General features: G+C 55.4%; 17 protein-coding genes. 12 read left to right on the top strand and 5 right to left on the bottom strand.

Annotated features, from left to right (window positions below):
- Nucleotides 1-17: 17 nt before the first annotated feature.
- The 3 genes from K5L82_RS08220 to K5L82_RS08230 all read right to left on the bottom strand — a co-directional run bounded on the left by K5L82_RS08220 (nucleotide 18) and on the right by K5L82_RS08230 (nucleotide 3,270).
- On the bottom strand, nucleotides 18-779 hold the full coding sequence (locus K5L82_RS08220) for an SDR family NAD(P)-dependent oxidoreductase (RefSeq protein ID WP_223133782.1): 762 nt from the start codon (nucleotides 777-779) through the stop codon (nucleotides 18-20).
- Between the two features lie 126 nt (nucleotides 780-905).
- Nucleotides 906-2,093, bottom strand: coding sequence for a beta-ketothiolase BktB (bktB, locus tag K5L82_RS08225; RefSeq protein WP_262492614.1), 1,188 nt, complete (start codon nucleotides 2,091-2,093; stop codon nucleotides 906-908).
- A gap of 34 nt (nucleotides 2,094-2,127) precedes the next feature.
- Complete coding sequence (locus K5L82_RS08230) at nucleotides 2,128-3,270, bottom strand: acyl-CoA dehydrogenase family protein (RefSeq protein ID WP_223133784.1); 1,143 nt, start codon at nucleotides 3,268-3,270, stop codon at nucleotides 2,128-2,130.
- 122 nt (nucleotides 3,271-3,392) lie between these two features.
- Between K5L82_RS08230 and K5L82_RS08235 the strand changes: the two genes are divergently transcribed.
- From K5L82_RS08235 to K5L82_RS08280, 10 genes are all read left to right on the top strand, one after another.
- Complete coding sequence (locus K5L82_RS08235; protein WP_223133785.1) at nucleotides 3,393-4,400, top strand: AraC family transcriptional regulator; 1,008 nt, start codon at nucleotides 3,393-3,395, stop codon at nucleotides 4,398-4,400.
- 112 nt (nucleotides 4,401-4,512) lie between these two features.
- Nucleotides 4,513-6,108, top strand: coding sequence for a fatty acyl-CoA synthetase (locus K5L82_RS08240; RefSeq protein ID WP_223133786.1), 1,596 nt, complete (start codon nucleotides 4,513-4,515; stop codon nucleotides 6,106-6,108).
- A 171-nt stretch (nucleotides 6,109-6,279) separates the two neighbouring features.
- Nucleotides 6,280-6,732 carry a MerR family transcriptional regulator gene (locus tag K5L82_RS08245; RefSeq protein ID WP_223133787.1) on the top strand — a complete coding sequence of 151 codons (453 nt, stop codon included), beginning with the start codon at nucleotides 6,280-6,282 and terminating at the stop codon, nucleotides 6,730-6,732.
- Between the two features lie 36 nt (nucleotides 6,733-6,768).
- Nucleotides 6,769-7,935 carry an isovaleryl-CoA dehydrogenase gene (locus K5L82_RS08250; protein ID WP_133006131.1) on the top strand — a complete coding sequence of 389 codons (1,167 nt, stop codon included), beginning with the start codon at nucleotides 6,769-6,771 and terminating at the stop codon, nucleotides 7,933-7,935.
- A 169-nt stretch (nucleotides 7,936-8,104) separates the two neighbouring features.
- The gene (locus K5L82_RS08255; RefSeq protein WP_223133788.1) at nucleotides 8,105-9,712 is read left to right on the top strand and encodes a carboxyl transferase domain-containing protein; all 1,608 of its coding nucleotides are present in this window, start codon (nucleotides 8,105-8,107) and stop codon (nucleotides 9,710-9,712) included.
- A gap of 12 nt (nucleotides 9,713-9,724) precedes the next feature.
- Entirely contained in the window at nucleotides 9,725-10,531 is an 807-nt protein-coding gene (locus K5L82_RS08260) for an enoyl-CoA hydratase/isomerase family protein (RefSeq protein ID WP_223133789.1), read from the top strand.
- On the top strand, nucleotides 10,531-12,519 hold the full coding sequence (locus tag K5L82_RS08265) for an acetyl/propionyl/methylcrotonyl-CoA carboxylase subunit alpha (protein ID WP_223133790.1): 1,989 nt from the start codon (nucleotides 10,531-10,533) through the stop codon (nucleotides 12,517-12,519). Before K5L82_RS08260 ends, K5L82_RS08265 begins: the two co-directional genes overlap by 1 nt.
- The gene (locus tag K5L82_RS08270; protein WP_223133791.1) at nucleotides 12,519-13,427 is read left to right on the top strand and encodes a hydroxymethylglutaryl-CoA lyase; all 909 of its coding nucleotides are present in this window, start codon (nucleotides 12,519-12,521) and stop codon (nucleotides 13,425-13,427) included. The genes K5L82_RS08265 and K5L82_RS08270 overlap by 1 nt, the downstream gene beginning before the upstream one ends.
- On the top strand, nucleotides 13,424-14,002 hold the full coding sequence (locus tag K5L82_RS08275) for a peroxidase-related enzyme (protein WP_133006136.1): 579 nt from the start codon (nucleotides 13,424-13,426) through the stop codon (nucleotides 14,000-14,002). Before K5L82_RS08270 ends, K5L82_RS08275 begins: the two co-directional genes overlap by 4 nt.
- A gap of 57 nt (nucleotides 14,003-14,059) precedes the next feature.
- Entirely contained in the window at nucleotides 14,060-15,742 is a 1,683-nt protein-coding gene (locus K5L82_RS08280; protein WP_262492615.1) for an AMP-binding protein, read from the top strand.
- 59 nt (nucleotides 15,743-15,801) lie between these two features.
- On the opposite strand, the gene K5L82_RS08285 is transcribed toward K5L82_RS08280, so the two are convergent.
- Entirely contained in the window at nucleotides 15,802-16,710 is a 909-nt protein-coding gene (locus tag K5L82_RS08285; protein ID WP_262492546.1) for a bestrophin family protein, read from the bottom strand.
- 164 nt (nucleotides 16,711-16,874) lie between these two features.
- On the opposite strand from K5L82_RS08285, the gene K5L82_RS08290 reads away from it, so the two are divergent.
- Nucleotides 16,875-17,588: an SGNH/GDSL hydrolase family protein gene (locus tag K5L82_RS08290; protein ID WP_223133793.1), complete on the top strand. Its 714-nt coding sequence runs from the start codon at nucleotides 16,875-16,877 to the stop codon at nucleotides 17,586-17,588.
- A 107-nt stretch (nucleotides 17,589-17,695) separates the two neighbouring features.
- Nucleotides 17,696-19,003 carry a short-chain fatty acid transporter gene (locus K5L82_RS08295; RefSeq protein WP_223133794.1) on the top strand — a complete coding sequence of 436 codons (1,308 nt, stop codon included), beginning with the start codon at nucleotides 17,696-17,698 and terminating at the stop codon, nucleotides 19,001-19,003.
- Nucleotides 19,004-19,104: 101 nt separating this feature from the next.
- On the opposite strand, the gene K5L82_RS08300 is transcribed toward K5L82_RS08295, so the two are convergent.
- Entirely contained in the window at nucleotides 19,105-19,800 is a 696-nt protein-coding gene (locus K5L82_RS08300; protein WP_316933378.1) for a transporter substrate-binding domain-containing protein, read from the bottom strand.
- Nucleotides 19,801-19,900: the final 100 nt, after the last annotated feature.

Genomic DNA, 19,900 nt, shown 5'->3' on the forward strand with positions numbered 1-19,900 from the left:
CACCTGTGGTTATTGATTTATCGTGGTGCCATGCGCAAAGCGCAGTCCAGACGCACGACTTCGCCGTTCAGCAATGGGTTTCGTACCATTTGATCGACCATCATGCCGAACTCTTCCGGCTTACCAAGGCGTTTCGGGAACGGCAGTGTTGCCGCCAGGCTGTCCTGAACTTCTTGCGGCATGCCAGCCAGCATTGGAGTCATGAACAAGCCCGGTGCAATGGTATTCACCCGCACGCCTTCCCGCGCCAATTCACGAGCGGATTGCAGCGTCAACGCCACCACGCCACCCTTGGATGCGCTGTAGGCCGCTTGGCCAATCTGACCTTCATAAGCAGCAACGGATGCCGTATTGATGATCACTCCACGCTCGCCGTCTGCATTCGGCTCGCGCTTCGCCATATCAGCCGCGGCCAAACGAAGAATGTTGAAGGTGCCAATAAGGTTTATCTGGATGACCCGGTTAAACTTTTCCAACGGCATAACGCCTTCGCGACCCAAGATCTTCTCTGCGGGCCCTATGCCGGCGCAATTAATCGCTATACCACAGTGACCGTGAGCTTCTCCGGCAGCCGAGACGGCAGCCTCTGCACTATCCGCAGAAGAAACATCGCAGTGCAGAAAGATGCCGCCAATATCCGCAGCCACCTTTTCACCCTGCTCTTTGTTCACATCCAGAATCGCCACTTTGCAACCCGCCGCTGCCAGTGCACGAGCCGCGCCCTCTCCCAAACCTGAGGCGCCGCCGGTCACGATAGCCGGAACGTTTTGAAATTCCATAATCCACTTTCCCGTTTATTAGTCTTGTTGCGTTCAGTGCGCTATCGCACTCTGCACATGCTCGCACCTGAAGCTTACGTTAACGTAAACTTTAACCCGAATTCGATATCGGAAACAACTCCGGCTTTAGTCCAACCGCTCGACGATCAGCGCAATACCCTGCCCGCCACCAATGCACATGGTGATCAGACCAAAGCGGCCACCGGTACGCTCCAACTCAGACAACGCTTTGATAATCAGAATAGAACCCGTTGCTCCCACTGGATGCCCCAAGGCAACCGCACCGCCGTTCGGGTTCACTTTGTCTTCAGGTAGCCCCAGTTCCCGACTAACCGCCATTGCTTGTGCAGCGAATGCCTCATTGGATTCGATCACATCCAGATCCTTTACAGACAGACCGGTTTGCTTAAGCACCTGACGAACGGCCGGTATCGGGCCTATTCCCATAACCTCTGGATCAACACCGGCAAAGGCATAACCCACCAAACGAGCCCGTGCTTTCAATCCTCTTTTTTCAGCTTCAGCCGCACTAGTCAGCACCATTGCCGCAGCCCCATCGTTAATGCCAGAGGCATTACCGGCTGTCACTATGCCGTCTTTGCTAAACGCCGGTTTAAGTGCCGACAAGCTCTCCGCCGTCGTACCTGGGCGAACGTGCTCATCTTGCTTGAACACCATTTCCTTGCGGCCTTGCCTGACCGTTACCGGCACGATTTGATCTTCAAAATAGCCCTGTTCAATGGCATTGGCGGCACGCCGGTGACTTTCTGCCGAGAAAGCATCCAGATCCTCCCGAGTCAGGCCCTGATTAGCCGCTATGCGTTCGGCGGTCATCCCCATATGGCCACTGCCAAACGGGTCGCTGAGAATACCAAGGGTCAGGTCGACAGCCCGACCATCGCCCATACGAAAACCCTTACGCGCATTCGGCAGAAGGTAAGCCCCCTGGCTCATGGACTCAGCGCCTCCGGCCAAAGCCAGACGACTGTCTCCCATCACGATCAATTGTGCAGCACTGATCACCGACTGAACCGCAGAGCCGCACAATCGGTTAACGTTAAGCGCAGCCGAGCTCTTCGGCATACCCACGTTTAAAGCAATATGACGGGCCAGGTACGCATCTTGCGGGCCAGTCGTGATGATGTGGCCAAATACCGAATGGTCGATATCTTCAGCCGCCACACCGGCTCGGCTAACGGCTTCGCGCGCCGCAACTGAACCCAATTCAGCCGGAGCCAATCCGCTGAGGCTACCCCCGAAGCTACCGATCGCGGTGCGGGCACCGTCAAGGATGACTACGTCTGTCAGTTTCATCATGTGTTACTCCTAGTCGTATTTTTCGGAATCGTTATTTGCCCAGCATGGAACGGGCAATGACCTCTTTCATAATTTCCGAGGTACCGGCATAAATCGTCTGAACACGGGCATCTACAAAGAAGCGAGAAATCGGATATTCCAGCGTGTAACCATACCCCCCGAACAATTGCAGGCATTCGTGGGCAATATCACACTGCATTTCAGTCAGCATCAATTTCAGAACCGCGGCATCGGTCGCATTCATGCAGCCCTGATGGTATTTGGCAACACACTGGTTCAGGTAAGCTCGAGCCATATCAATACGAGCACGAGCCTCTGCCAGTTTGAAGCGGGTATTCTGAAAATCAGCAATGCGCTGGCCGAAGGCTTGTCGCTGTTGCACGTAATCGAGTGTTAACGCCAGCGCACCCTCCGAGGCACCGATGGCCTGGGCTCCAACACCCAAGCGTTCCCGGGGCAACTCCTGCATCAGATAAGCAAAGCCTTTACCTTCTTCACCCAGCAAAGAGTCTTCGGGCACGACCAGATCAGAGAAAAACAACTCAGCAGTATCGCTGGCATGCTGGCCAATTTTTTTGATGCCCTTGCCACGGGAAAAGCCTGGCAAACGAGTATCAACCAGAAATAGCGAGACACCTTTCGCGCCAGCTTGAGGATTTGTTTTCGCGCACACTATCACCAGATCAGCCTGCAAACCGTTAGTGATAAACACCTTGGCCCCGTTAATCTTCCAGCCCTCTACGGTGCGCTCAGCGGTGGTTCGCATTGCAGCCAGGTCGCTGCCCGCACCCGGCTCGGTCATAGCAATCGCACCCAGTACCTCACCCGAACTCATCCGCGGTAACCAAGCCTGTTTCTGCATTTCAGAACCTAAATGCAGGATATAAGGCATCACGATATTGGCGTGAATGTTGTAACCCGAAGCCAATCCACCGAACCCCATGCGGGCCGTTTCTTCGATGGCTAGCTGGCTGATTTCAAAACTCGCCCCCGCGCCGCCATACTCTTCGGGCAAATCAATACCCAGCATGCCAGCCTCGCCCAACGTATTCCAAAGGGTTCGAGGGAGCTCACCGGCTTCTTCCCACTGCTCGTAAAAAGGTGCCACTTCCTGCTCCAGAGCCCGAACAATCATCGTCTGGAAAAGTTCGGTCTCAGCCTGTTCTTTTGGCATGTGCGTTCTCGCCATTGATTCAATGAGTTAAAAGAGGCCATCATTTAACTCCGTATCGCGAAGGGCTAGAATGATCCTACTTGCCGAAAAAATTGACCTGTTAGGCACTAACACGGAACCCAATGGCCAAACCCCATATTGCAAATCACTACCTGCAAGCCACGATACGAGGGGCTCAGCGCCAGGGCCATGATGCCTGCTCGCTGCTGACTCAGGCTGACATTCCCAATGACTGGCTGGGCCACCCGGAGCAACTGATCACCGAGCAGCAACTGACGCATCTGATCAAATCGGTCTGGCGCGCTACTCGGGATGAGTTTCTGGGAATGTCATCGGAACGCTGTAATAACGGCACCTTTGCGCTCATGTGCGAGTACTGCATCAGCTCTGCCACACTGGGTGCAGTTCTTCGAAAAAGCGCCCATTTTTACCGGATTGTCTGCAACAACCTGGACATTGCCATGGAGGCCCACGACAAACAGGTATTTTTTCGCCTGCATCTCAAAGATGCCCGGAACGATACCGACCACCTGCTTCAGGAATTTCTCATTCTGATGTGGGAGCGAATGTCGTGCTGGCTCGTTGACCAACAAATCCCCTTTGCCCACACACAATTCAACTACCCGGCTCCCAGCCATGAAGCCGAATATCAAGCCATGTATCCGGGAGAGTTAAAATTCAATCAAGGCGTATGCGGATTCCAGTTGCATGAGAAATACCTTCACCTGCCGGTTGTGCGCAACGAACAAGAACTCCGGGAATTCCTTCAGGCTGCTCCCGCCTATATCTTGCACCGCCCCAGCCAGGACGAAAGCCTTCGTTCGCGAATCCAGGCACTGCTTGCGCGACACGACTACGTAGACATGCCGGGTCTAACGACTCTTGGGGAGCTCCTGCACATGACTCCCCGAAACATTGGTCGCAAACTGCAGGATGAAGGCACCTCGCTTCGAAAAATCAAGGAGGCTCAGCGCAGGGAACACGCCGTACGCCTGATGACCACCGAAAACCTGAGCATTGCCGAAGTCAGCGAACAACTGGGGTTTTCCGAAACCGCAGCCTTTTCCCGAGCGTTCAAACGATGGACTGGTTGCTCACCCACCCGATGGCAAAGCAACCACAACCACTAGCTCCTTGTCCTATCAGGTCAACTTTTTCGACCAACAGGGTCATTCCCTCAAGACCTAGGTCTTTGACTTAATGACAGGCAAACTGACAAACAACAAGCATAAGAGACAGAGTATGGTTAATTCCGTGAACACCTTGGCTGCGGACAGCCAGAGCGACGTCCATCGCGCCTTACGCAACACCATTGGCGATGCCATAGCCCGCTCCGCAGCATGCCATCGGAACAAAATAGCCCTGGCCTTCTCAGATCGACAGTGGAGCTACAGCGACGTTGAAGCCGCCAGCAACCGCATCGCCCATCAGCTGTTGGCGATGGGCCTAAACCAAGGCGACCGAGTAGCCGCTTACGGAAAAAATTCCGACGCATACGTACTGCTGTGGCTGGCGTGCAGCAAGGCGGGGCTGATTCACGTGCCGGTAAACTACGCATTGGTCGAACACGAACTGGTTTACGTGCTGAACCAATCCAGCGCTCGCGCACTTTTTTATGACACCGACTTGCGTGCTCAGGTGACAGCCGTGAGCTCTGACGTTCGCATAGACTATCAAGGCACCCTTCACAACGCAGACGGCCAGCATGACATCCTCGCCATGGCTCGCTCCGACGCCAGTGCTCAGCCACCGGAAATCGAACTGGCCGATACCGACGTCGTACAGATTTTATATACCTCCGGCACCACGTCAGACCCCAAAGGCGCCATGCACACCCACCGCTCTTTGCTGACCGAATACGGCGCAACTCAGTACCATCTGGACATTCGCTCCGACGACCGCTGCCTGGCCGCTCTGCCGCTATACCATTCGGCACAAATGCACGTTTTCATGATGCCCATGCTGCTGACTGGAGGTTACACACGACTCATTAGCACACCAACGTCTGACGCCATTCTGAGCATGCTAACCGACGAGCAACTGAACGCATCCTTCGCACCACCGACGGTATGGATTGCTCTGCTACAGAGCCCGACTTTTGATGCCAGCAGGCTCCAACACCTGAACAAGATTTACTACGGCGCGTCGATCATGCCGGAACAAGTCGTCCGCGATCTTGCTGAACAACTACCCGAAGCAGGGCTTTATAATTGCTACGGCCAAAGTGAAATCGCGCCACTCGCGACCGTTCTGCTACCCCATGAGCACGCTGAGCGCCCCACTTCTGCTGGCCGCCCCCTGCAAACCGTGCTGACCCGAATCGTTGACCCGGTCACCGGGCAAGACTGCCAAATTGGTGAGCAAGGTGAGATCGTCCACCGGTCGCCACAATTGATGGTGGGCTATTGGGACAAACCTGAAGCCACCGAAGAAGCGTTTAAAAACGGGTGGTTCCACTCCGGAGATCTCGGTTACCAAGACGACGCTGGCTATATCTACATCATCGATCGCATCAAGGATGTCGTTAACACCGGCGGTGTATTGGTGGCCAGTCGAGATGTTGAGGAAGCGCTGTACCAACACCCTTCTGTTGCCGAAGTCGCCGTCATTGGTGTTCCCGACGAGAAATGGATCGAAGCCATCTGCGCCATCACCGTGATACGAGACGGCCACCCTCACGATGCCGATGCCCTACTGGCCCACGCCAAAGCTCAATTGGCAGGGTTCAAAGTCCCAAAACACATACACTTTGTAGACGAATTACCAAAAAACAGTGCCGGCAAACTGCTCAAACGCACATTAAGAGAGCAGTTTGTGAATTCAACTAACGAAGCCTGAACATCCCCGGCACCCGGTATCGGGTGCCCCTCCCCTCCTTATCGCCCGCAAAACACGTACAATTCTCCGCCGATCAATGGCATACGCCTCAAATCAGGTTTTAACCCAAGAACACACTTTACGTTTACGTAAACTTCAACTAACCTAAGAAAAAATCGTACGAGAATAACCATGAGCGATAAACGAACCTTCAGCATCAGCGAGCTTTCTCAAGAGTTCGACATCACAACCCGGAGCATTCGCTTTTATGAAGACCAAGGTCTGCTGAAGCCATCGCGGCGCGGCCAGACCCGTATATTCAGCACCAAAGACAGGGTCCGTTTGAAACTGATCCTGCGAGGCAAGCGCATGGGTTTTTCTCTGGGCCAGACCAAAGAGCTGTTTGATCTTTGGGACGAAACCATCACTGGCAACGAGAAGCAGCTGCTGAAAATGCTGGAAATCCTGTCCGACCGGCGAGCGCATCTAGAGCAACAAAAAGCCGACCTCGCCATGGCCGAAATGGAAATGGATAACGCCGAAACAAGATGCCGAGAGGCACTTGCAGACGTACAGAAAAAGAAAGAAGCCCACAGCCAGGGCACACAACAACATGAGGATGCTGCCGCCGAAAGTGGCAGATAACCACAACACGACATCAAAACAAAAAGGTAGCCGACCATGAAGTCACAATACTCAGAGCTGAATTTCGGACTTGGTGAAACCCTCGACATGCTGCGCGAGCAAATCAACAGCTTCGCCGCTGCAGAAATCGCCCCCCGAGCTGAAGAAATCGACCGCAACAACGAATTCCCCATGGATCTGTGGCAGAAAATGGGCGACATGGGCTTGCTGGGTATTACCGTCAAAGAAGAATACGGCGGGTCCGACATGGGCTACCTTGCGCACGTCATCGCAATGGAAGAGATCAGCCGTGCGTCCGCCTCTGTGGGCTTGTCCTACGGTGCCCACTCCAACCTGTGCGTGAACCAAATTCACCGCAACGGCACCGAAGAACAAAAACAGAAATACCTGCCTAAACTCGTCAGCGGCGAACACGTCGGCGCACTCGCCATGTCCGAGCCTAACGCCGGCTCCGACGTCATCTCCATGAAACTCCACGCCCGAGATGAAGGCGACCACTACGTCCTCAACGGCAACAAAATGTGGATTACCAACGGCCCGGATGCAAACACCTACGTCATCTACGCCAAAACCGATCCGAAAGGCGGCTCTAAAGGCGTCACAGCGCTCATCGTTGAACGCGATTACCCCGGCTTCAGCCGCCACCAAAAACTCGACAAGCTAGGCATGCGCGGCTCCAACACCTGTGAGCTAGTGTTCCAAGACTGCAAAGTTCCGAAAGAAAACGTACTCGGCGGTGTAGGCAAAGGCGCCAAAGTACTGATGAGCGGTCTCGACTACGAACGCCTCGTCCTGTCCGGCGGCCCGCTGGGTATCATGCAAGCGGCCATGGACGTAACCGTTCCCTACATCCGTGAGCGCACACAGTTCGGCCAGGCCATCGGCGAATTCGAACTGGTACAAGGCAAAGTCGCTGACATGTATACCTGGATGAACAGTGCGAAATCTTACGTCTACATGGTCGCAATGTCCGCCGACCGCGGTGAAACCACCCGCAAAGACGCCGCCGGCGCCATCCTTTACTCCGCCGAAATGGCCACCAAACTGGCACTGGATTCCATCCAGCTGCTAGGTGGCAACGGCTACATCAACGAATACCCCACTGGCCGACTGCTACGCGATGCCAAGCTCTATGAGATCGGCGCGGGTACGTCTGAAATCCGCCGCATGCTAATCGGCAGAGAGCTGTTCCTGAACAAGTAAAACCCAACAACGCCAGCTCCCAATGTACGACAAGGGGCTGGAGGGGCGTCGTTCCGAAAATGTCGTAGGCCATGGATGGCCGAAGAGAAGCGCGCACGGACGTGCTTGTAGCGGTTTTCGAAACGACGCCCCTCCAGCCCCGCGCTCCCAAAGCGAGGGACCACGACAAATGACAATTCTCCAAAACAAAATAAATCCAAGATCGGACGAATTCCTGGCCAACCAAGAGGCCATGAAACAAGCCGTCGCCGACCTCCGGGAAAAAGCCGAAAAAATCCACCAAGGTGGCGGCCCTACCTACCAAAAACGCCACACCGACCGAGGCAAACTCCTGCCCCGCGAGCGCATTAACCGCTTACTTGACGACGGCTCGCCCTTCCTCGAAGTCGGCCAGTTCGCCGCCTACAACGTCTACGACGAAGAAGTCCCCGCTGCCGGCGTCGTCGCCGGCGTCGGCCGCGTCTCCGGCACCGAATGCATGATCATCGCCAACGACGCCACCGTCAAAGGCGGCAGCTACTACCCTCTGACCGTCAAAAAACACCTGCGGGCGCAAGAAATCGCAATGGAAAACCGCCTGCCCTGCATCTACTTGGTGGACTCAGGCGGTGCCAACCTGCCCAGGCAAGACGAAGTCTTCCCCGATCGCGACCACTTCGGCCGAATCTTTTACAACCAGGCCAGAATGTCTGCCGACGACATTCCCCAGATCGCCGTCGTCATGGGCCTGTGCACTGCAGGTGGCGCCTACGTACCCGCCATGGCCGACGAATCCATCATCGTACGCAATCAAGGCACCATCTTCCTGGCCGGCCCGCCACTGGTGAAAGCCGCTACCGGTGAAGTCGTCAGTGCCGAAGACCTCGGTGGTGCCGATGTCCACTGCAAAATCTCCGGAGTCGCAGACCACTACGCGGAAAACGACGCCCATGCACTGGAAATCGCGCGTCGCTGCGTTGCCAACCTGAACCGCCGCAAGCCTGTACCGGTTGAGGTGCAAAAACCCAAAGCGCCGCTGTACGACCAAAACGAAATCTACGGCATCGTCGGCACCGACCTACGCAAACAGTTTGACGTGCGAGACGTTATCTCCCGCATCGTAGACGGTTCAGAATTCGACGAATTTAAGCGCTACTACGGCTCTACCCTCGTCACCGGTTTTGCTCACATACACGGCTACCCGGTGGGCATCATCGCGAATAACGGCATCCTGTTCAGCGAATCCGCCCAGAAAGGTGCGCACTTCGTCGAGCTGTGCTGTCAGCGCAACATTCCTCTCTTGTTCCTGCAGAACATCACCGGCTTCATGGTCGGGCAGAAACACGAAGCCGACGGCATTGCCAAACACGGGGCCAAAATGGTCATGGCCGTGGCCTGCGCCAACGTACCTAAAATCACCGTATTGATCGGCGGCAGCTACGGCGCGGGCAACTATGGCATGTGTGGCCGAGCCTACAGCCCGGACTTCCTGTGGATGTGGCCCAACTCCCGGATCTCCGTAATGGGCGGTGAACAGGCCGCAGGCGTACTGGCTCAGGTTCGCAGAGAAGGCATGGAGCGCAAAGGCCAAAGCTGGAGCGCCGAAGAAGAAGCAGAATTCAAAAAACCGATTACCGAAACCTACGAGCACCAAGGCCACCCCTATTACGCAAGCGCGCGCCTATGGGATGACGGCGTCATCGACCCGGCCCAAACCCGCGAAGTGGTCGCCCTGAGCCTGTCAGCCACCCTCAACCGACCCGCCAAGCCAACGCGCTTTGGCGTGTTCCGCATGTAAAGGAGCGCCGACATGTCACAACAACACTCAGCGGTTCTGATGCACCAGCGGGATCACGGCATCTCCGAAGTCGTGCTCAACCGGCCGGACAAACGCAACGCATTCGACGACGCTGTCATTCAGCAACTCATTCGGGCTCTTGAAACCGTTGACCGCGATCCGGAAACCCAGATTGTCATCCTGCGTTCCGAAGGCAAACACTTCTCCGCCGGCGCGGACTTAGGCTGGATGCGCCGCATGGCCGACAACAGCCGCCAGGAAAACCTGGATGACTCCCGTGAACTGGCCCGGCTGATGAACACCCTCAACCACTTGTCCAAGCCGGTGATCGGCCTGGTGCAAGGGGCCGCCTTTGGCGGTGCGGTGGGCTTGGCAGCCTGTTGCGATATCGTACTGGCAACTCAGTCCGCCAGCTTCTGCCTGAGCGAAGTCAAACTCGGGCTCATCCCCGCTGCCATCAGCCCCTACGTTGTGCGGGCTATCGGTGAGCGGCAGGCCCGGCGTTATTTCTTGTCGGCCGAAGTATTCAGCGCAAGCGAAGCACAACGGTTCGGGCTGGTACATATTGTTTGCGACGACGAAAAAGCCTTGCAGGCCCGATGCACCGAACTACTTAAACACATGGCCAATAACGGCCCCGAAGCCATGAAAGCTGCTAAGGATCTGGTTTTTGCCGTTAGCCACAAGCCCATTACCTCAGAGTTGATCGACGACACCGCACAACGCATCGCCGATATCCGTGTGGGCGAAGAAGGTCAGGAAGGACTCAGCGCGTTCCTGAACAAACGAAAGGCCAGTTGGATTCCGGAGACACAATAATGTTTAACAAGATCCTGATTGCCAACCGGGGCGAAATCGCCTGCCGGATTATCCAAACCGCCCACCGCATGGGTATCCGATGTGTGGCTGTGTATTCCGAAGCGGATGCCGATGCCCGGCACGTCGCCATGGCAGACGAAGCGTTTCTGATCGGCCCCGCCGCCAGTTCCGAAAGCTATCTCAAAGCCGACAAAATCATTGAAGTTGCCAAAGAAAGCGGCGCTCAGGCCGTGCATCCGGGCTACGGATTCCTGTCTGAGAACACCGATTTCGCGGAAGCCTGCGAAGCCAACGGCATTGCCTTCATTGGCCCGCCGTCTTCAGCCATCGCTGCTATGGGGTCCAAGTCGGCCGCCAAAGCGATTATGGATGAAGCCGGAGTGCCGCTCGTACCCGGCTACCATGGCAGCGATCAAGACCCCGAACTGCTAAAACAAGAAGCCGAGAAATGCGGTTTTCCATTGCTGCTGAAAGCCGTTGCCGGTGGTGGCGGTAAAGGCATGCGAGTGGTCGAAAACATAGGCGAATTCGACGACGCTCTGGCTGCTGCCAAACGTGAGGCCAAGAACGCTTTCGGCAACCCTGACATGCTGATCGAGCGCTACCTGACCCAGCCTCGACACGTCGAGATTCAGGTGTTCTGCGACCAACACGGTAACGGCATCTACCTCGCCGAGCGCGATTGTTCAGTACAGCGCCGACACCAAAAAGTACTGGAAGAAGCCCCAGCTCCGGGACTGAGCGAAGAAACCCGAAAAGCCATGGGTGACGCGGCGGTTCGGGCCGCCCAAGCCATTAACTATGTGGGTGCAGGCACCGTTGAGTTTCTATACGACGTAGACGGTTCGTTCTTCTTCATGGAAATGAATACTCGCCTTCAGGTAGAGCACCCGGTCACCGAAATGGTCACTGGCCAAGATCTGGTGGAATGGCAGCTGAAAGTGGCTTGGGGCGATCCCCTGCCCTTGGTTCAGGAACAGGTTAAAACCCGCGGTCACGCCATCGAGGCTCGTATCTATGCGGAAGATCCGGATCAGGACTTCCTGCCGGCTACCGGCACCCTTCGTTACTTGAGCACCCCCGCCGAATCCGCTCACGTGCGCGTGGATACCGGGGTGACCGAAGGCGACGAAATCAGCATTCATTACGACCCAATGATTGCCAAGCTGATCGTTTGGGACGAAACCCGGGATCAGGCGGTCAACCGCATGGTGCAGGCGCTGGAGCATTACCGCATTGCCGGCCTGAAAACCAACATCCGGTTCCTGCATGCAACCGTGGACAGCCAACCGTTTCGCGAAGCGGATCTGACCACCAACTTTATTGCCTCTCATGAAACTCTGCTGTTCCCCAAACCAAAGCTGGATCTGGACAAAGCCTTGGTATTAGCCGCCGGTTTTATATTGGAACACCGAAAATCCGTCGAGCCGGTGACCGCGGATCCGTGGTCACCGTTTGGCCGCAAGAACAGCTGGCGCATGAATTCGGAATTCGCCCAGCCACTGTCCTTGCAGGTGGGCGACGACATCCATGAGCTGAAAATTCTGGAGCGGGACGATCGTTATCAGGTCCTCGTCGATGGCAGCGTTTACCACTTGAATGCCCGCTTGGACGAGGACTACCTTCAGGCGGTGCTCAATGGCCATCGGTTGAGCGTGCACGGCAATCTGCACAACAACGAACTGGTGCTGTTTTATGAGGGTGACACCTTTAAATGCACCGTTTACCAAGAGTCTTACGGTCTTGAAGACGTCGCCGGCGAAGGTAGTCTGGCCGCCCCCATGAATGGCGCCATTGTTGCCGTGCAAGCCAAAGTCGGCGACAAGGTAACCGCGGGGCAAAGCCTAGTGATCATGGAAGCCATGAAGATGGAGCATGCCATTAAGGCGCCTGCAGATGGTGTGGTCAGCGAAATTTTCTACGCCGAAGGCGATCAGGTCGCCGAGGGTGCGGAGTTGATTGCCATCGACACCGAGGAGGTGGAGTAATGGCCTTCCCGAAACAGGTGCGGCTGGTGGAAATGAGCCCCCGGGATGGTCTCCAGAACGAACCCGGTGAGGTCATAGCAACCGCGATCAAAACCGGGCTGATTGACCGCCTAGCCGACTGCGGATTAACCCACATCGAAGCCGCAAGCTTTGTGTCACCCAAATGGGTGCCTCAGATGGCGGATGCGGCCGACGTTATGGCACTCATCAATCGCAAAAACGGCGTTCGCTACTCAGCCCTCACCCCGAACCTAAAAGGGTTCGAAGGTGCACTGGCCGCAAAGGCCGATGAAGTGGCGGTGTTCGGTGCCGCTTCTGAGTCGTTCACCCAAAAAAACATCAACTGCAGCATTGCCGAAAGTCTGGAACGATTCGCCCCTGTTGTTGAAGAAGCCCGCAAACACGGCATCCCTGTACGCGGCTATGTATCAACGGTTATGGGCTGCCCATACGAAGGTGATATTGCGCCGGAAAAGGTCGCCACCGTGGCCAAAGCACTTTACGACATGGGCTGCCACGAGATTTCCTTGGGTGACACCATCGGTGTCGGCACACCGCTGAAAGCCAAACGCATGCTGGAAGCGGTCGCTGCAGCCGTCCCGATGAACAAACTGGCCGCCCACTTCCACGACACTTACGGTCAAGCTTTGGCCAATCTTTACGCCGTTCTCGAAGAAGGTGTCGGCGTGATCGACGCTTCCGTTGCCGGGCTGGGCGGCTGCCCCTACGCCCAAGGCGCCTCCGGCAACGTGGCCACCGAAGACGTGCTATATCTTCTGAACGGATTGGGCATCGACACCGGCGTAGACTTGAACAAACTTGTCATTACCGGAGACTGGATCAGCCAGCAACTAAACCGCCATAACGGCTCGAAAGTCGGTCAGGCATTAGGAGGACACTGCCAATGAACAAAAATAACGACGTCGTTGCTCTGGACCTGCCGATCCCCGAGATCAGCAATCTGCCCGAGGACACCAAAAAGTACTTTGAAATCTGCTTGGAAAAACTAGGCATGGTTCCGAACGTACTCACAGCTTACAGCCAAAACCTTCAACAATTGGATGGTTTCACCCGCCTGTATAACGAGTTGATGATGGGCGAAAGCGAACTCTCCAAACTGGAGCGGGAAATGATCGCTGTGGTGGTCTCATCCGAGAACAAGTGCTTTTACTGCCTGGTCGCCCACGGTGCCGCGGTGCGCGTACTCAGTGGCGATCCGGCATTGGGCGAGCATCTAGTGATGAACTTCCGCAGCGCCAAACTGGACCCACGGCAGCGTGCGATGCTGGATTTCGCGTCCCATCTCACTCGTTCGCCAGCCACCGTCACCGAAAAGGAAACCCAGGCATTGCGCGATGCCGGGTTTAGTGATCGTGCCATTTGGGATCTTAGTAATCTGGTAGGTTTCTACAACATGTCTAACCGCGTTGCGATCGCCAGCGATATGCAGCCCAACCCTGAATATCACAGCCAGAGCCGCTAGCAAGCACGCAACTTGCCAGCCCTCGACTACAAAAACAATGGAGGCAGTGAGATGAGCATGACTCTCCCAAGTTACACCAGCGGCGTTGCCGATAAGCCCCTACTGGGCATGACTATCGGCGACATGCTGGACCGAACCGCCCAACAGTATCCGGACAACGAAGCCTTGGTGTGCCTGCATCAGGACATTCGATGGAGCTATCGGGAATTTGTCGAGAAAGTGAACGAAGCCGCCCGCGCTTTCCTGGCCATTGGCGTAACAAAAGGCGACCGCGTTGGCATCTGGTCACCCAACCGTTACGAGTGGACCGTCACTCAGTTTGCCACCGCCAAAGTCGGCGCGATTCTGGTCAACATCAATCCTTCGTACGGGGTGCATGAACTTCAGTACGCCCTGAATCTGGCCGGCATCAGCGTGCTGGTCACGGCGGACAGCTTCAAAGCCTCCAACTATCGCGAGATGCTATATCAACTGGTACCAGAGCTAAAACAAAACGAACCCGGCAAACTGAACGCCGAAGATGTGCCAGACCTACGCGCCGTGATTAACGTTCACGAAGACAAACACGACGGCATGTGGACGTGGCCTGAATTTCTTGGCTTTGCCAATCAAGTAACTGCAGCGGATCTACAGAAGCGCCAAAGCCAACTGCAGTTCGATGACCCCATCAACATTCAGTTCACCTCCGGCACCACCGGCAATCCCAAAGGCGCCACGCTTACTCACCACAATATTCTGAATAACGGGTATTTCGTGGGTGAAAGCCAGCGCCTGACCGAAAAAGACCGATTGGTGATCCCGGTGCCTTTGTACCACTGCTTTGGGATGGTCATGGGCAACCTTGGCTGCATCACCCACGGCACTGCCATGATTTATCCGGGTGAAGGATTTGACCCCAAGGCTGTCCTGCAGGCGGTACACCAGGAAAAAGCCACGGCGCTTTACGGCGTGCCCACCATGTTCATTGCCGAGTTGGCGGATCCGGACTTCACGAGCTTTGACCTATCCAGTTTGCGCACCGGTATCATGGCGGGCTCTATCTGCCCGGCCGAGGTGATGAAGAACGTGAATGGCAAGATGAACATGAAGGAAGTTCAGATTGCCTATGGCATGACAGAAACCAGCCCCGTATCCACACAGACTAGCTCCTTGGACCCGTTCGAGAAACAAGTCACTACCGTTGGCCGCACCCAACCTCACTTGGAGACAAAGATTGTCGATCCGGGCAACGGCAGCGTCGTCCCGCGAGGCGAGATCGGCGAACTCTGCACCCGCGGCTACAGCGTCATGCTGAAGTACTGGAACAACGAAGAGAAAACCCGCGAAGCCATCGACGAAAACGGCTGGATGCACACCGGCGACTTGGCCACCATGGACGATGAAGGCTACGTTCAAATTGTTGGCCGCATCAAAGACATGGTGATTCGAGGCGGCGAGAACATTTATCCGAAAGAAATCGAAGAGTTCTTCTACACCCACCCCGCCATCGAGGAAGTCCAAGTCACTGGTATCCCTGATGACAAATATGGTGAAGAGCTGATTGCCTGGGTGAAACTCCGATCCGATGCCGAACCGGTCAAAGCGGACGACCTACAGGAATTCTGCAAAGGCAAGATCGCGCACTTCAAAATTCCCCGCAACTACAAGTTTGTGGATGAATTCCCCATGACCGTCACCGGGAAAATCCAAAAATTCAAAATGCGGGAAGTTTCGATTGAAGAGTTGGGGTTAAAAAAATAGCTCCGTCACAGGCCCGATGAACAACAAAAGGCCTCCGGAACTCCCGGGGGCCTTTGTTCTTATTGCAATTGAAACTCAACGGGCTGCAACGGCTCAGGAGCCGGTTCCCCCAGCGCTTCCGCAACACTGATCTCATGAGTTCGACAGATGGCATCTAACGGTAAGTCGTTCGCGTGGCGGCCAAACGGAAACTCCAACTGTTCTGACAGGCGGTCCAGCCCAAAGAACGTATACGCCACTATCGCGGTGAACACCGGCGTAAACCAACCGGCAACTCCCACCAAACCAAACGGCAGCATGTAGCAATACACGTAAGCCGTACGGTGAGCCAACAAGGTATAAGCGAACGGTAAAGGCGTATGAGCGATCCGTTCCGAAGCCGCCTGAATACCCGCCAACTCATGCAAGTGTCGGTCGATGGTCGCAGCTCCGATCGAATCCAGCTCTCCCGCTTGGTGCGCCTCCGCCACAACCTCGCCCGTCTTCTGAAGCATGAATGCCGCTGGATTCTGCGTACGCAATGCGGCGTCTACTAATTCCTTGGACAGCGAAGAGGGTAATTCAAAACGAACGTCTTCACTGCGCAGTTGCCCTCTCAGTAGATGCGTATGCGCCAGGCTTCTCATCAGCAGCTCTCTGCGCCTTTCCGGTTTCATGTAAATACCGCCGGCCCTCGCCAGACTGCGAATTTCGTAAACCATATGCCCCCAATGCTTACGGGCTTCCCACCAGCGGTCATAAGTGGCGGTATTGCGCACACTCAAAAATATGGACAGCGCGATGCCCATAATGGTGAACGGCAACAGACTGTAGTCCACAATACCATCCAAATAGTGAAGGCGAGACACCCAAGTAACCCCTGCCGCAAACAGCCCTGTCAGCAGAATGTGAGGCAGGATATGGGGCACCACCGAGCCTTTCCAGGCCAGCATTAATCTAAGGGCTCCGGGGCGATCACGTACAATCATTAACCAGATCTCCAACTATAGGCCGAGGCCCAATCGATTAGGGCAGAATTACACCACATCGCCAACGACAGCAGCAAAGCCTTTCACAACTGAGTGCAACGGCTATCCCCTCATAGCAGGCTTCGCGCTATGATGAATTTTTCCGTCAATTTAAAGGACTCCGCATGCACGCTCCGTTCTGGCTAACGACGGCCCTGCTGTCTCCGATATTGTTGTATCAGGGTAAACGAGCCCGGCGAATCACACCCCGATTGCCCGAAGCAAGCGGTGCAACAAGCGGTCAGTATGGCACTGGAGCCCCTAAGTTTCGCTTACTGGTGATTGGGGAATCGACAGCTGCCGGAGTTGGAGTTGCCACCCATAATGATGGCCTTGCCAGCCAGTTGGCCCTGCGCCTTAACCAACGCACCGACAAAACAATTGCTTGGCAAACCTTCGGCGTGAACGGCATTCGCCTCGGCAACCTGCTGCAAACGCTGGCTTCTACAAACCTGCCTCCCGCGGATTCAGTATTGCTGAGCATGGGCGTTAACGACACCACCGGTTTCACCACTCGAGCGCAATTCCGGCAGCATCTGCAAGCATTACGCAGCGCAATCGCGCCACTCTCTCAGGCACCGATCACCTTGCTCAGCGTGCCACCGATGGAGAAATTCAGCGCGCTGCCATCACCGCTTCGAAACGTTATGGGCTGGAGAGCACGACAGCTGGACCGAATTTACCAAGAGCTCGCCCAGCAAGCGCCCGCCGATTTCCGCTACCTGAACTACCCTACCGTCGAAAACCCGTCTCTGCTTGCCAAGGACGGCTTCCATCCCAGCCATCTCGGTTATCAGTTTATTGCAGAAGCGCTCGCGCAGCGCGACTGGGGAGTTTAGCCCCTCCTGCAAGGTCTCCGATGCCGGTATTGGTCTTTGGTCGACAATACGCTCTCCTTGTTGCTTGGTATCATAGCGAAGTTAAGAGAATAACAACGGAGAACAGCATGTTAGAGCGCATATCAAAACCCATGGTAAGTCTGGTGGAGAAGTATCTGCCCGACCCTTACCTGTTCGTGATTATCCTCACCTTGCTCACGTTCGTTTCCGCCATGATCTTCGAAGGTCACGGCCCCATGGCGGTTGTCGAAATGTGGGGCAACAGCTTCTGGAATTTGCTGACATTTTCCATGCAGATGCTGCTGGTGTTGGTAACCGGCTTCATGATGGCCAGCACGCCGCTGGTTCGCGGGATTCTAAACCGCATTGCCGGCCTGGCGAAAACCCCGGGGCAAGCCATCGTTCTGGTGACCTTCATCGCCCTGATCGCAAGCTGGATTAACTGGGGCTTTGGCCTCGTGGTTGGCGCACTGTTTGCGAAAGCTCTGGCTCGCCAGATCCGGGTTCACTACCCACTGCTGGTTGCCAGTGCATACTCCGGTTTCCTCGTGTGGCACGGTGGCCTGGCGGGCTCGATCCCGCTGACCATCGCCACAGACGGCCATTTCAGTGCAAGCGCTATCGGCATTATTGATACCAGCGAAACCATTTTCGCCTTCTTCAACCTCGCCATCGTGGTAGCTTTATTCATTGTCGTGCCGTTGGTCAATCGCCTGATGCTGCCGGCGGAAAGCGACAGCATTTATGTGGACCCCAAACTACTCGACGACGAGCCCGATACTGCCGTGGTCATCAACCGGCCGGCAGATCATCTGGAGAACAGCCGAATTCTGGCGTGGCTGATCGGTTTCAGCGGCTTGGCTTTTGTATTCCAGTATTTTCTGGATAACGGCGGCCTGAACCTGAACATCGTGAACTTCATGTTCCTGTTTATCGCGATCATCCTTCACCAGACTCCCAAACGCTTGCTGGCGAGTTTGAACGAAGGCGTCAAAGGTGGTGCTGGTATCGTCATTCAGTTCCCCTTCTACGCTGGCATCATGGGCGTGATGACCGCATCCGGCCTGGCAGCCAGCATCTCGGCAGGATTTGTTTCCTTCGCAACGGCAGAGAGCCTGCCATTCTGGAGCTTTATCAGTGCGGGTCTGGTGAATGTCTTCGTGCCATCCGGTGGCGGCCAGTGGGCGGTACAAGCGCCCGTGATGTTGCCGGTTGCACAAGAACTGGGCGTAGAAATACCCAGAGTTGCCATGGCTGTAGCCTGGGGCGATGCCTGGACCAACCTGCTGCAACCCTTCTGGGCGCTGCCCGTGCTCGCCATTGCCGGGCTAAAAGCCAAAGACATCATGGGCTACTGCCTGATGCTGTTGATCATTACCGGGGTCATTATCAGCATCGGTCTGACCTGGCTCTAACCGGCCTTGCACATATAGAAACCGGGAGCCAAGGCTCCCGGTTTCTATTAGTTCAACGTGTCTTCACAGCGTCTATTTCCCATCCCACCCCACAAACAGCCCTACTTCTCCGACTGATTTGAGATGGACCCGTCCGGCGGCGGCAGTGTGGGCAACATAGCCCTCACATCGATCCGATGAGTAGCGAAAAAAGCTTCCGCGGCTTCAATCAGAGCCGCTTCGTTTTTTAGAATGCCAAGATAGACCGGCCATTCTGCGTCTACCAAGTCCGTGGTGTAGGTGGTTGCGTCGAAATTCCCGTGCAAAGCCAGAAACTGGAACTGCACTTCGTTCATGATCATGAAATCACAACGCTTGAGCATAAACATGCGAAGCATATGCTGGGCGTTGTAGGCGTCAAGGCGCTCCAGGTCGGTACCGATTCTTCGCTCGAGTTGATCACTGTAGACAAACAATTTATGAAGACAGATACGGCCCTTCAGGTCATCAAATGAAGTGGATTGTTGACCAGGTTGCGCGAACACGCGGTCCCGCCAGGTAAACACCGGTCCGACGGCGTGCATTTGCTCAGGCGCTGGCATCCACAGCAGGTTGGCGAAAACGGCGTTGGCAAGCCTATGTTCCAGAGCCCAGGCTAGGCGCTTGCGCGCCATCGGTCGGAAATGGGTGTTGATACCGGCCTCCAAAGCGAACTCGTTCATCACTTCAACGAAAATGCCTTTGTTTAGATTTTTACCGTAATAAAACGGCAGAAAACCATCGTCCGCCCCCATAATCCTTAGCGTTTGGGACGACACGGGAAGTATCCACAAAGCTAAAATAAACAGTAAGCCTATTCTCATTGAGCCCTCTCAGGTGACGGAGATAACCTCACTGTCACAACCAGAAAGAAAGCAC

This window comes from Marinobacter sp. AL4B (assembly GCF_019916045.1).
Taxonomy (GTDB): domain Bacteria; phylum Pseudomonadota; class Gammaproteobacteria; order Pseudomonadales; family Oleiphilaceae; genus Marinobacter.